Annotated in this window: 12 protein-coding genes; 6 read left to right on the top strand and 6 right to left on the bottom strand. The window is 61.1% G+C overall.

Annotation, left to right across the window (positions count from 1 at the left end; all coding sequences use genetic code 11):
• The first annotated feature begins 19 nt into the window (after window positions 1-19).
• The 6 genes from GZH79_RS12395 to GZH79_RS12370 all read left to right on the top strand — a co-directional run bounded on the left by GZH79_RS12395 (window position 20) and on the right by GZH79_RS12370 (window position 4,170).
• Window positions 20-409 (top strand): helix-turn-helix transcriptional regulator, encoded by a 390-nt coding sequence (locus GZH79_RS12395; protein WP_349291197.1) that lies wholly within the window; start codon window positions 20-22, stop codon window positions 407-409.
• The gene (locus GZH79_RS12390) at window positions 406-684 is read left to right on the top strand and encodes a succinate dehydrogenase assembly factor 2 (RefSeq protein ID WP_211644093.1); all 279 of its coding nucleotides are present in this window, start codon (window positions 406-408) and stop codon (window positions 682-684) included. The genes GZH79_RS12395 and GZH79_RS12390 overlap by 4 nt, the downstream gene beginning before the upstream one ends.
• Window positions 685-742: 58 nt before the next feature.
• Window positions 743-1,255 (top strand): MarR family transcriptional regulator, encoded by a 513-nt coding sequence (locus tag GZH79_RS12385; protein WP_211644092.1) that lies wholly within the window; start codon window positions 743-745, stop codon window positions 1,253-1,255.
• A 308-nt stretch (window positions 1,256-1,563) separates the two neighbouring features.
• Complete coding sequence (locus tag GZH79_RS12380) at window positions 1,564-2,571, top strand: ABC transporter substrate-binding protein (protein ID WP_211644091.1); 1,008 nt, start codon at window positions 1,564-1,566, stop codon at window positions 2,569-2,571.
• A gap of 52 nt (window positions 2,572-2,623) precedes the next feature.
• Window positions 2,624-3,412 carry an ABC transporter ATP-binding protein gene (locus tag GZH79_RS12375; protein WP_211644224.1) on the top strand — a complete coding sequence of 263 codons (789 nt, stop codon included), beginning with the start codon at window positions 2,624-2,626 and terminating at the stop codon, window positions 3,410-3,412.
• The gene (locus GZH79_RS12370) at window positions 3,412-4,170 is read left to right on the top strand and encodes an ABC transporter permease (RefSeq protein WP_211644090.1); all 759 of its coding nucleotides are present in this window, start codon (window positions 3,412-3,414) and stop codon (window positions 4,168-4,170) included. Before GZH79_RS12375 ends, GZH79_RS12370 begins: the two co-directional genes overlap by 1 nt.
• Before the next feature lie 43 nt (window positions 4,171-4,213).
• Here the strand turns inward: GZH79_RS12370 and GZH79_RS12365 are convergent, their stop codons facing one another.
• Genes GZH79_RS12365 through GZH79_RS12340 form a run of 6 tightly spaced genes read right to left on the bottom strand, consistent with a single transcriptional unit; the run spans window position 4,214 to window position 12,220 of the window.
• On the bottom strand, window positions 4,214-5,800 hold the full coding sequence (locus GZH79_RS12365) for a glycoside hydrolase family 43 protein (RefSeq protein ID WP_211644089.1): 1,587 nt from the start codon (window positions 5,798-5,800) through the stop codon (window positions 4,214-4,216).
• A gap of 3 nt (window positions 5,801-5,803) precedes the next feature.
• Complete coding sequence (gene mgrA / locus GZH79_RS12360) at window positions 5,804-6,847, bottom strand: L-glyceraldehyde 3-phosphate reductase (RefSeq protein ID WP_211644088.1); 1,044 nt, start codon at window positions 6,845-6,847, stop codon at window positions 5,804-5,806.
• A gap of 3 nt (window positions 6,848-6,850) precedes the next feature.
• Window positions 6,851-7,984 carry a Gfo/Idh/MocA family oxidoreductase gene (locus GZH79_RS12355; protein WP_211644087.1) on the bottom strand — a complete coding sequence of 378 codons (1,134 nt, stop codon included), beginning with the start codon at window positions 7,982-7,984 and terminating at the stop codon, window positions 6,851-6,853.
• A gap of 12 nt (window positions 7,985-7,996) precedes the next feature.
• Entirely contained in the window at window positions 7,997-8,740 is a 744-nt protein-coding gene (locus GZH79_RS12350) for a sugar phosphate isomerase/epimerase (protein ID WP_211644086.1), read from the bottom strand.
• A 10-nt stretch (window positions 8,741-8,750) separates the two neighbouring features.
• On the bottom strand, window positions 8,751-11,135 hold the full coding sequence (locus GZH79_RS12345; RefSeq protein ID WP_349291196.1) for a glycoside hydrolase family 2 protein: 2,385 nt from the start codon (window positions 11,133-11,135) through the stop codon (window positions 8,751-8,753).
• Entirely contained in the window at window positions 11,132-12,220 is a 1,089-nt protein-coding gene (locus GZH79_RS12340; RefSeq protein WP_211644085.1) for an ABC transporter ATP-binding protein, read from the bottom strand. The genes GZH79_RS12345 and GZH79_RS12340 overlap by 4 nt, the downstream gene beginning before the upstream one ends.
• Window positions 12,221-12,223 lie beyond the last annotated feature (3 nt).

Raw genomic sequence — 12,223 nt, 5'->3', positions numbered from 1 at the left:
CAAGCAAAGGATGGAAATGATGGACGATAATCAGTGGTACAGCGACGATGCCGCAACCTTTGGTGACCGTCTCACCGCCGCACGCGATGCGGCAGGCATGACGGGCGAGGATCTTGCCAAGAAGCTGGGCGTGAAAACATCGACGCTGGCAGCTTGGGAAGAAGACCTTAAGGAACCACGCGCGAACAGGCTACAGATGCTTGCGGGGATGCTGAACGTGTCGCTGCGCTGGCTGCTGTCTGGCGAAGGTGAAGGCGTGTCCGCCCCCGAAGAAGGCAGCGAACTGCCCGCCGAAGTTGGCACGCTGCTGTCGCAGATGCGCGAACTGCGGGTGTCGATGGCCCGCGACGCAGAAACCTTGGCGCGGCTTGAAAAGCGCCTGCGCCGCGTGCTGGATATCGCACGATGACCGAAACCGCGGACACGGCCCGCAAACGGCTTGCCATGCGTTCGATGCGCCGGGGCATCAAGGAAATGGACCTGATCCTGTCGGCCTTTGCCGCCGAAAAGCTGGCGGATTATGACATGGCGGATTTGCAACGCTATGACGCCCTGCTGGATGAAAGTGATCTGGACATCTATCGCTGGGTATCCCGTCAGGAAGATCCTCCGCAACGGTTTGCATCGCTGGTCGCGGATATTGCCGAACTGGCGCACGGATTGACAAGTCCCCGCCACGCTTAACGGAAATTTTCATCTTTTGGCGGACGGTGTTGCGAAACCTGCCTTCGGGAACCGCATAATGACCTTGCATGCCAAACTTGAAACCGGACCGCAGCGCCCGTCCGCGTCGATGTCGTTTATGGAGAGCTATCTGGACAGCCTTTTGCTGGTCGAAAGGCTTCACCGGCTGCTGCTGGACGTGATCAAAGACGAATTTGAACGGATCGGCGTGCAGGAAATAAACCCGGTGCAGGCCTTGTTGCTGTTCAATGTCGGTGACAACGAAGTCACCGCCGGGGAACTGAAAACGCGCGGCTACTATCAGGGGTCGAACGTCAGCTATAACCTGAAAAAATTGGTGGAATATGGATACATGCACCACCAGCGGTCCGAAATTGACCGCCGGTCCGTCCGGGTGCGCCTGACCGACAAGGGGCGTGATATCCACCGGGTGGTGGCCGGTTTGTTTGCCGCACATTCCGCAGGGCTCCTGGATGATGGCGTGATGGATCAGGTCCGGATCGACGACATCAATGCATCATTGCGCCGGATGGAACGTTATTGGACTGAACAGATCCGCTATATCTACTGATGACGGTTCGGGCATCCGGGTTCGACGATCTGCGCGGACATTGCTGGGGGACGGGCGTCGGAAAAAATGGCGCAGCGTTCCGATACGCAGCGCGAAGATTCCGGACCGGACGCCGCAATCGCAGTGGATCATGCAGGGCGGCGCGCTTGCAATATGCCTAAAATAGCGGCATCATCTGCTTAATCGTATTATAAATTAAGCAATAAACTTTCAGCTGGCCAAATGTTGAAGCGCGGGTGCGGCGATACTTTTGCCCCTATCGCGCCGCCGATAGCGTTCAGTCTGACTTTATCAATCGGGGACATGACATGACATTTCACAATTCATTTTTGGCTGTGGCGGCAACGCTTCTGGCAGGTCCGGCCTTGGCGCAGACCGATATGCCCTTTGCGCTGGACTGGAAATTCGAAGGCCCGGCCGCACCGTATTTTCACGCACTGGATGCCGGGTATTTCGCGGATCAGGGTTTGACCGTCACAATCAGCGAAGGTGCGGGATCGCTTGATGCGATCCCCAAGGTCGCGACCGGCGCATTTCCCGTGGGCTTTGCCGACATCAATTCGCTGATGCGGTTTCTGGATCAGAACCCCGGCGCCCCGGTGACGGCCGTCATGATGATCTATGACAAGCCGCCCTTTGCCGTGGTCGGCCGCAAATCGCTGGGCATCGAGACGCCCGCCGATCTGGAAGGCAAGGTTTTGGGCGCCCCGCCGCCCGACGGCGCTTGGGCGCAGTTCCCGATCTTTGCCACGGAAACAGGCCTTGATATGGACGCGATCACCGTTGAACCGGTCGGTTTCCCAACCCGGGAACCGATGCTTGCCGAAGGTAACGTCGCCGCAATCACAGGCTTTTCATTCTCATCCGTGCTGAACCTGACCCGGTTGGGTGTGGCAGAGGACGATATCACCACCCTGCTGATGGCCGACCACGGCGTCGATCTCTATGGCAACGCGGTGATCGTGAATACCGATTTCGCGGCTGAAAATCCTGAAGCAGTGACCGGCTTTCTGACCGCCATTGCAATGGGGTGGAAAGATGCCATCGCCACACCTGATGCTGCGATTGCAGCGTTGATGGAACGTAATCCGGCAGCCGATGCGGCACTGGAAACGCAACGCCTGCAAATGGCGATCGATGCCAACGTATTGACCGATTACGTGGCTGAAAATGGCATTGGCGGGATTGATGACGCCCGCATGGCCAGCGCGATCGAACAAACCAAAAGCGTTTACGAATTCGTCAACGCCCCCGATGCCGCGCTGTATTTCGACCCCGGCTATCTGCCGGCGTCCGATGCGCGCATGCTGAACTGATCGCAACCGGGCCGCCCGCATGGGTGGCCCGGATCGCACCGGGGGAATTGAAATCGAAAACCTGATTGAAATCAAAGGCGTGAAACACGCCTATGCGACCGCGAGCGGACCTTTGCCCGTGCTGGATGGTCTGGATGTCGCTGTGCCAAAGGGCACGTTCGCCGCTGTCGTCGGCCCATCGGGTTGCGGAAAATCCACGCTGACCCGGTTGGTCGCGGGATTGATGAAGCCCGATGAGGGGCAGGTTTATCTGCATGGCGAACTGGTCAAGGGACCGCGCAAGACGGTCGGCATGGCGTTCCAGAACCCCGTTCTGCTGGAATGGCGCACCATTCTTGAAAACGTCATTTTGCCGCTGGAAATCGTGGCAACGCGCATGTCGCGCGCGGACCGGGTGGCGCGGGCGATGGACCTGCTCGACATGGTCGGACTGACGGGTTTTGAAAACAAACGCCCGTCCGAACTGTCCGGCGGCATGCGCCAGCGCGCGTCGCTGTGCCGGTCTTTGGTGCACAAGCCAGAGGTGTTGATCATGGACGAACCATTCGGCGCGCTGGATGCCTTTACCCGCGAAGACCTGTGGCAAACGATGCGCGATCTGCGTCGGGCGGAACCGTTCACCACCGTCTTGATCACACATGATCTGCGCGAAAGCGTGTTTCTGGGTGATCAGGTGATCGTTCTGTCGGGACGGCCTGCGCGGACACAATACGTGATGCCCGTGGACCTGCCCGAAGACCGCACGCTGGACGTGCTTTATACGCCAAAGGTCGCGGATATGCTGCACATCCTGCGCGACCAGATCAAGATTGCCCAAGGCCGGCACGAAGGGGCGCACTGATGTTCAACAAGGTTGCCGTCCCGGTCATGTCCATCCTTGTGTTCCTGGGCCTGTGGGAGCTTTTGGTCTGGGCGAACGGCTGGCCCAATTACAAAATGGCGTCACCATCCGATTTGCCGCCGGCGTTCTGGCAATACCGCGACCTGTTTTTGATCATGGGCTGGCAGACGCTGTGGCGGACGGTCGTGGGGCTGCTGCTGGCGGTGGTTTTCGGCACGCTTTTGGGGATGATCATCGGGTTTTCGCGGGTCGCGCGTGACGCGTTGTATCCGCTGCTGGTGGGGTTCAACGCTGTGCCAAAGGCGACGCTGGTGCCGGTCATCGCGTTGTTGTTCATCGGTCAGCATGATTTCAACACGGTGCTGATGGCATTTATGATTTCGTTCTTTCCGATCGCCGTGTCGGTGGGTATTGGTCTGTCGACACTGGAACCGGAATATCGCGATATCCTGCGGGCGCTGGGTGCGTCGAATTTCACCATCTTTCGCAAGATTGCCCTGCCCAAGACGCTGCCGGAATTCTTTGGCGCGCTCAAGGTCGCGGCGACGCTGGCGTTTATCGGCACGAACCTTGTGGAAATCGTCAGCCCGCACGGGCGGGGACTGGGCGCGTTGTTCAAATCCGGGGAAACCAACGGGAATTATCCGCTGATGTTCGCGGTGCTGATCGCGCTCGCGGTGCTGGGCATCGTTTTGTATTACGCAGTGGTATTTCTGGAAAAAATCTTTGCCGGATGGGCAGAACGCGCGCCGGGATAGGTCACAGGGGCAGGGGCGGACGCGATGGACCGCCCCTGCTGCATCACACCCCGCGCGGGGTATAGGCGAACCGGGTGAACCGTGCTTCTACCCCCTGTCCGGTGATGTCATAGGCCATCATGCCGACGAATGCGCCCGTGAACGATGCATGTTCACCCTGCGCGCCTTCGTCAGACACATGCGACGCATCGCGGGCCGGGCCCAGCTTTTGCGGGCCGTCGCCCATGTCATAGTAGAACTGCTGCGCGGCACCGTTCACCTGCACCGACAGCGTGACCGGCCCATCAGGGATCGGGACGGGCGCGATCGGATGATCCAGATGCCCCGCTGGCCAGTCACCGTTGCAAGAGATCAGGGTCAGGCACCGCTGCCCGTCCTCGCACGTTACAAAGGCACCGTGGAATTTATGCCGGTTGTAATATGTGATCAGCCCCGCGCCCTGCTGATAGACGGTCGGCGTAAAATCCACGGTGGTTGCAGCGTCATAGGCCTGATCTTCTTGCCTGCGCGCGACAAGCGATTGTTCGAACCAGCTGCCGATGCTTTCGCGGCCCGTCAGGATCAGTGCGCCGTCGGCACAGCGGAACAGACGGTCGGGGTTCGGGCTCCGCAACCACTGGAATTCCGGCGGCAGACTGTCGAACCGGTCGTAGGCGAGTGCCACGCGCGGGGTGCTGTCGGCGCTGTGGTCGACCGTCGCGGACGGCAGCAATCCACCGTTTTCCAGATACAGCCAATCGTCGCGCCAGACGCAGCGCGCGATGCCGGTTTCGCGGCCCGTGGCGCAGAACGGTTTGCCGTCGTGCATCACCGGGCGCCCCATCAGATAGGTGTGCCATGCCGTGCCGTCGGGGGATTCAACGTATTGCCCGTGGCCTGCGCGCTGGATCGGATGATCCGTGGCACCCTGGGTCGTGATGACATGCTTGTCGGGGTGATCTTCATACGGGCCGTCGATCTGGCGGGACCGGGACAGCGTGACGGCATGGTCGTAACCGGTGCCGCCTTCGGCGGTTGTCAGGTAATACCAGCCGTTGCGGCGGAACAGATGCGGCGCTTCGGTCAGGCCACGGTCGGTGCCGGGGTAGATATTGGTCACGGGGCCGAACAACCCGCGATCTGGCGTCCATTCCTGCAACAGGATACCGTCAAAGCGGTCATTGGCCGGGTTCACCCCTGACCCGGCCCAGCGGTGGTTCCACTGCATGTTGACGAACCATTTGCGGCCGTCATCGTCGTGAAACAGCGACGGATCGAAACCGCTGGAATTGATATACCACGGGTCGGTCCAGTCGCCGTCGATGGTATCGCAGGTCGTGATATAGTTGTGCGCGTCCTTCCAGTCGCCTTCCAGCCGTTTGACGTCGGTGTAGACCAGCCAGAACTTGCCGTCCGCGTGGGACAGGCACGGCGCCCAGATGCCGCCGCTGTCGGGGTTGCCGCGCATGTCCAGCAGCGCGGCCCGGTTCAGGGGGCGGGCCACCAGCGTCCAATTCGCCAGATCGCGGCTGTGGTGGATCTGAACGCCGGGAAACCATTCAAAGGTCGATGTGGCGATGTAATAGTCATCGCCGACCCGACAGATCGACGGGTCGGGATTGAACCCCGGCAGGATGGGATTGCGGATCATGGGTTACTCCGGTGCGTTGTCGGACAGGCTGGACTGTGCCCAAAGGTTGATCGCCTGATCGCCCGCAAGTGCGTCGATCCGGTCCAGTTCGTCTGCGGTAAAGTCGAGGTTGGCTGTCGCCCCGGCGCAATCTTCGATTTGCGATGGTTTGCTGGCCCCGATCAGGGCGGTTGTGATGCCGCCGTCGCGCAACACCCAAGCGATGGCCATCTGTGCCAACGTCTGACCGCGCGCGGCGGCGATGTCGTTCAGGCCGCGGATGCTGTCCAGCGCGCGTTCGGTGATCAGCCCCTTGTCCAGCGATTTGTCCTGCGCGGCGCGGCTGTCGTCGGGAATCCCGTTCAGGTATTTCGTCGACAGCATCCCCTGCGCCAGTGGGGTGAACGCGATAGACCCGACGCCCAGATCGTTCAGCGTGTCCTTTAACCCGTCTGTTTCGACCCAGCGATTGAACATGTTGTAGCTGGGCTGGTGGATCAGCAGGGGCACGCCCATGTCGCGCAGGATCTGTTCGGCCTGACGCGTGTTTTCGGTGTTATAGCTGGAAATGCCCGCATAAAGCGCCTTGCCCGATTTCACGATGTCCGCGACGGCGCCCAGCGTTTCTTCCAGTGGGGTGTCGGGGTCGAAGCGGTGCGAATAGAAAATATCGACGTAATCCAGCCCCATACGTTTCAAAGAGGCGTCACAGGATGCGATCAGGTACTTGCGGCTGCCCCATTCGCCGTAGGGGCCGTCCCACATATTGTACCCCGCCTTGGAACTGATGATCAGCTCGTCCCGGTAGCCTGCGAAATCGGTCCGCAGGATTTCACCGAATGCTTCTTCGGCGCTGCCGGGGGGCGGGCCATAGTTGTTGGCCAGATCGAAATGGGTGATCCCGTGGTCGAATGCGGTGCGGCACATATCGCGTTTGATGTCGTGCCGTGTGTCCCCGCCAAAGTTGTGCCACAGCCCCAGCGACACAGCAGGCAATTTCAGCCCGGATCGCCCGCAACGGCGATAGGTCATGCGGTCATAGCGGTCTTCGGCGGGGACATAGGTCATGGTTCAGTCTTTCAGTAATGCGCGGGCGTCGTCGGGGCCAAGGGCCACGGGCCGGTCGCAGGTTGTGGTCATATCGACGAATTTTCCGGTTTCGCCGGATTTCAGGATGCTGGTCATCACGTCGGTCACATGCACGGCCAGATCCAGCCCGCAGCGGTGGGGTCGTCCCGCCGTGATCGCGGCGGCCATGTCGGCCAGACCCGCAGTGCGGTAATTGGCGCGCGGCATCTTGCCGTCCAGTTCCCAGTTGATTTTTCCGAACGGATGATCCCAGACCGGCACTTCGGTAATGGTGCCGCTGGCGTCGGATTGTTCCAGTGTGCCGCCGAAATGGTTGGGGTCGGGCACGAACAATGTGCCGTCGGTCCCATAAAGTTCCATGTTCGCGTGGCGGTGCGCCTTGACGTCCCAGCTGACATTCAGCGTGATCGCGGCGCCGTTTTCAAATTCCAGCAGCGCGTGGATCGTGGTCGGCGTCTGCACCGGAATCGTTTCACCCGCGCGCGGCTGCGATGTGATGGTGCGTTCGGTCTGCGCAGACGACGCCAGTGCAGCGACCCGTTTCACCGGGCCGATCAATTGCACAAGGTTGGTGATGTAATACGGCCCCATGTCCAGCACGGGACCGCCACCCGGCATGAAAAAGAAGTCCGGGTTGGGATGCCACATTTCCATGCCCGGCCCCATGAAATGGGCGGTGCCGGATGTCACGCGACCGATGCCGCCGTCATCGATGATGTGACGGGCCTGCTGGTGCGCGCCGCCCAGAAACGTATCGGGTGCCGACCCGATGCGCAAACCTTTGGCTGCGGCCAGATCGGTCAGGGATTTGCCCTGCTTCAGCGTCAGGACCAACGGTTTTTCGGTATAGGCATGCTTGCCTGCGTCAAGGATGCGCTTGGTCACGTCGTAATGCGCATCCGGAATGGTCAGGTTGACGATGATGTCGATGTCGTCGGACGCCAAAAGGTCGGTGACGGTCCGTGCCTCAACGCCGAATTCTTCGGCGCGGGCGCGGGCGGTGTCTTCGTTCATGTCGGATACCGCGACAAAGCGGATATCCCTGAAGGTCGGCGCAAGGCCAAGGTAGGCGGCAGCGATGTTTCCACAGCCGATCAGACCGATGTTCATGGTCATGGGGTGATGTCCTTACAGCGAATTCATATAGGTCAGCGCGCGTTCGGCGAACCGTTTGTCGGATGCGGGCTTGTCGTGTTCCATGATGAACAGATCGCAGCCTGCAGACTTGAGTGCGGCGTAGTGCGCGGGCCAGTCCAACGTGCCGTGGCCCGCGTCGGCCCAGCCGTCTTCGTCGGCGTTTTCACCGGCGGGCGCGCGGTCCTTGACGTGGGCGGAAATCAGGCGGTCGCCATACTGGTCAATGACGCTGCCCGGATCGGTGCCCGCGACGGCGGCCCACGCCACGTCGAATTCAAAACCGACGGCAGGATCGGCCAGGATCAGGTCGATGGGGCGTTCGCCGGTGGGCAGGGGCACGAATTCAAAATCGTGGTTGTGCCAGCCGAATGCGAACCCGTCATCCTGCAACGGTTTGCCCGCCGCTGCCAGACGCTGGCCAAACTCGGTCCAGCCTGCGGCATCGGTGGGACGATCGGCGGGCATCAGGAATGGAACGACGATCTTGTTAATCCCCAGACCGCGCGCGATGCGCGTCACCTCTGCCCGGTTGTTTTCGACAAGGTCAAAGGCAAAATGCCCCGATGGCATGGTCAGTCCGGTGTCGGCCATCGCCTGACGCGTGGCGTCGATGTCTTCGTAGACGGGGCCGTAGCCTTCGACGTGGGCATAGCCCAGATCGGCCAGCATTTTCAGCGTCTCGGCCAGTGGGCCAAAATTGCGCGAGCTATACAGTTGGTAGGAAAATCCGGTCATGTCGGGTCCTTCAGGTTTGGTAAGTGGCGCTGTGCAGGTCGCGCAGCGTGAATGTGGGGGTGGCGTCGGCGTCCGCCGGGGTGAACCGCAGTGTGACGGTATGGCCGGGCCCAAGGTGGACGGCATTGCGGTCGAAACGGCCCGGCACAGAAGCCTCTGCCGTGACGAAAAACGCCATCGCCTGCGCCGTGATCGACACGGTCCAGTGCTGGCCGTCGAACAGCGTGTCACAGGCCAGACGGGCGGGGAGCAGGTCATAAGCCTTGTAGGGGCGGGGGGCAAAGACATCGCCGCCCTTTTGCCCATCGCTGCTGGTCCAGCCAAAGGCGAGCATGTCCTGCGGGCCAAGGTCGCTGGCGGCGACGCGCATCAGTTCGGTGGCGTCGTGATCCACCTGCGCCGATCCCCGGCCCAGTTCGCGCGCTGTCCCGTCCATCGCGCAGGCATGGGCGGTGACGCTGACGTCAAGCGCTGCACCTGTGTCGTTGACAGCGCGCAATACCAGTTCATCCCCGTCCGGCATCACGACTACCGTGACAGGCGCATAAAATTCGCGTGCCAGATGGTGCAGGACTTTCCAGCCGCCGCCATAGTCTAGCGACGCCCAAGAACAGACGGGCCATGTATCGTTCAACTGCCAGACCAGCGTGCCCATGCAATGCGGTTTCAGCCCGCGCCAATGGGTGACGGCGGTCTTGATCGCCAGCGCCTGCTGGACCTGAGAGACATAGACAAAGTTTTCGAAATCCACCGGAAAGCGGAAATAGCGGAACATGGTTTCGGCAATCCGCGCATTGCCGCCGTCGTTCTTTTGGTGGCTTTCCATCACGGGTGCGGCGATGTTGAAATCCGCCGGATCGGCGAACTGGCGGATCACATCCATCGACGGATAGCTTTGGAATCCGAATTCGGAACAGAACCGGGGCGACACATCGCGGTAGTGGTCGAAATCGCGCCCTTCGTGCCAGACCGACCAGAAATGCATGTCGCCGCTGCTGTCGTCGTGCCATGCGTCGCCGAACGACAGCGGGCCGGTGGACGGTGACGACGGCCACCAGTTCGCGTCTGGATCGGTGTCGCGCAGCGCATCCTCGATACAGCGATTCAGCCGGTCGTAGTTCACTAGGTAACGGTCGCGGTCGGCCACGCTGACATCATACCACGTCAGCGCGCCGACCAGTTCGTTGTCGCCGCACCACAGCGCCAGACAGGCGTGGTGGTGCATCCGTGCGACGTTGTCATGCACCTCTGCCCGCACTTCGGCCAGATAGACCGGATCGGACGGGTAAAGATTGCAGGCGAACATGAAATCCTGCCAGACCAACAGGCCAAGTTCATCGCAGGCGTCGTAAAAGCTGTCAGGCTCATACCGCCCGCCACCCCAGATGCGGACCATGTTCATATTGGCGTCCACGGCGGATTGCAGCAGATCGCGCGTCTTGGCGTCAGTGATCCGGCCCGGCAGCGCATCGGCGGGAATCCAGTTGGCCCCCTTGCAAAATATGTCGCGGCCATTGACCCGGATCTTGAACCCCAGACCTGCGGCGTCGGGTTCGGCCAGCAATTCCATCCGGCGCAACCCGATCCGGCGGGTCGCCACCGCATCGCCTGCCGTGACCGTCAGATCATAAAGCGGCTGCGCGCCCTGACCCGCGGGCCACCACAACTGCGGGTTTGCGACCGTGATCGTGACCGTGCAGACGCCGTTTGTGGTATGGGCGGTTACGGTTTCTTCGGCCAGTGCGACCGTCACCGCGCCGTCATGGTTGGCGGTATACACGCTGATCGTGACGGACACCCCGTCGCTGTGGTCCTGCGAGATGGCAAGACGGTCGATGCGGGCGGCGGCACTGGGTTCCAGCCGCATGGCGCCATAGATGCCGGACGTCGCCAGTGCGATGTTCCAGTCCCAGCCGAAATCGCAGGCCGGTTTGCGTAAAAAGTTGCCATAGGGGATCGGGCAGTTCTTGGACCACGGCACCGGAAAAGGGTGCGCATCCGACACCGCCTTGCCCGCCGCGACGGGCGAGCGAAAGGTGATTGCGATGTCGTTGTCGCCCACCTGCGCCACGCCGCCCAACGGCACGCGGTAGGTGCGGAATGCGTTGGCCGCGTCCAGCACCAGTGTGCCGTTGACGTGGACCTGCGCCACCGTGTCCAGTTCCGACAGCACCAGATCGATGTCGGCATCGGTCAGGGTCACGCTGCGGCGCGCGGTCCAGTCGGTTTCGCAGATCCAGCGCAGATCGTATTCGTTCTGTCCCGCATAGGGATCGGGGATCAGCCCGGCGTCGTGCAGTCCGGTTACGATGTCGCCGGGCAGCGCCATATCGGCCCGATAAACGCCATCGGATGACTGCACGGACCAGATCCCGTGCAATGGGGTAAGGGTCACAAACGCTCCTCGGTGTCCTTGTCAAAGATCGACGCGCGCGCGGGGTCGATGCCGATGGTGATGCGCTCGCCCTTGCGGACCACGGCTGACCCGTCCATGCGGAACCGGAACGGCTGCCCTGCAAGATGGCAGTAGATCAGTGTATCCGATCCCATCGGTTCGACCAGATCGACGGTAATGTCGGTCTGATAGGGGGCGGACCGCAGATTGTCCCCGGTCATGACGTGTTCGGGCCGGATGCCGATGGTCGCCGGTGTGCCGGGACCGGGGCGGTTGGTGAACTGATACGCACCCAGCGGCAGATCGTGGCCTTCGATCTTCATCACGGTGCCGTCGACGGTGCCATCGTAAAACGTCATCGACGGGGATCCGATGAAATCGGCCACGTATTTGTTCTGTGGCGTGCCGTAGATTTCGGCGGGCGTGCCAAGCTGCATGATCTTGCCGCCCTTCATGATCGCGATGCGGTCCGCCAGCGTCATCGCTTCGACCTGATCGTGGGTCACGTAGATCATCGTATTTTCAAGGTTGTTGTGCAGCAGCTTTAGTTCGACCCGCAAATCGGCGCGCAGTTTGGCATCAAGGTTGGACAGCGGTTCGTCGAACAGGAACACATCGACATCGCGCACCAGCGCGCGACCGATGGCGACCCGTTGACGCTGGCCGCCCGACAGCGCGCCTGGCTTGCGTTTCAGCAGCGGTTCGATCTGCAGAATTTCGGCGGCGCGGGCGACGCGGCGCTTGATTTCGTCCTTGGGCACGCGGGCATTGCGCAGCCCGAATGTCAGGTTTCCTTCGACCGTCATCTGCGGGTACAGCGCGTAGCTTTGGAACACCATGCCAATGCCGCGTTCGCTGGGTTCGGCCCATGTGACGTTCTTGCCCTTGATCCAGATCTGGCCGTCGGTGGGTTCCAGCAGCCCTGCGATAACGTTCAGCAGTGTAGATTTTCCGCAGCCGGACGACCCCAGCAGAACCAGAAATTCGCCGTCGACGATATCCAGGTTCAGGTTTTGCAGAACCTTGACCGCCCCAAAGGACAGATCGAGGTTCTTGATGGAAACAGAAGCGTTTTCGACGGTCATTGC

The sequence above is a fragment of the Loktanella sp. SALINAS62 genome, from assembly GCF_018263905.1.
Taxonomy (GTDB): Bacteria; Pseudomonadota; Alphaproteobacteria; order Rhodobacterales; family Rhodobacteraceae; genus Loktanella.
This window is presented reverse-complemented; position numbering and strand designations above follow the sequence as displayed.

Excerpts from the sequence above, each read along its gene's own strand:
- GZH79_RS12395 (WP_349291197.1), top strand. The coding sequence starts at position 20 with ATGGACGATAATCAGTGGTACAGCGACGATGCCGCAACCTTTGGTGAC.
- GZH79_RS12390 (WP_211644093.1), top strand. The coding sequence starts at position 406 with ATGACCGAAACCGCGGACACGGCCCGCAAACGGCTTGCCATGCGTTCG.
- GZH79_RS12385 (WP_211644092.1), top strand. The coding sequence starts at position 743 with ATGACCTTGCATGCCAAACTTGAAACCGGACCGCAGCGCCCGTCCGCG.
- GZH79_RS12380 (WP_211644091.1), top strand. The coding sequence starts at position 1,564 with ATGACATTTCACAATTCATTTTTGGCTGTGGCGGCAACGCTTCTGGCA.
- GZH79_RS12370 (WP_211644090.1), top strand. The coding sequence starts at position 3,412 with ATGTTCAACAAGGTTGCCGTCCCGGTCATGTCCATCCTTGTGTTCCTG.
- GZH79_RS12365 (WP_211644089.1), bottom strand. The coding sequence starts at position 5,800 with ATGATCCGCAATCCCATCCTGCCGGGGTTCAATCCCGACCCGTCGATC.
- mgrA (WP_211644088.1), bottom strand. The coding sequence starts at position 6,847 with ATGACCTATGTCCCCGCCGAAGACCGCTATGACCGCATGACCTATCGC.
- GZH79_RS12355 (WP_211644087.1), bottom strand. The coding sequence starts at position 7,984 with ATGACCATGAACATCGGTCTGATCGGCTGTGGAAACATCGCTGCCGCC.
- GZH79_RS12350 (WP_211644086.1), bottom strand. The coding sequence starts at position 8,740 with ATGACCGGATTTTCCTACCAACTGTATAGCTCGCGCAATTTTGGCCCA.
- GZH79_RS12340 (WP_211644085.1), bottom strand. The coding sequence starts at position 12,220 with ATGACCGTCGAAAACGCTTCTGTTTCCATCAAGAACCTCGATCTGTCC.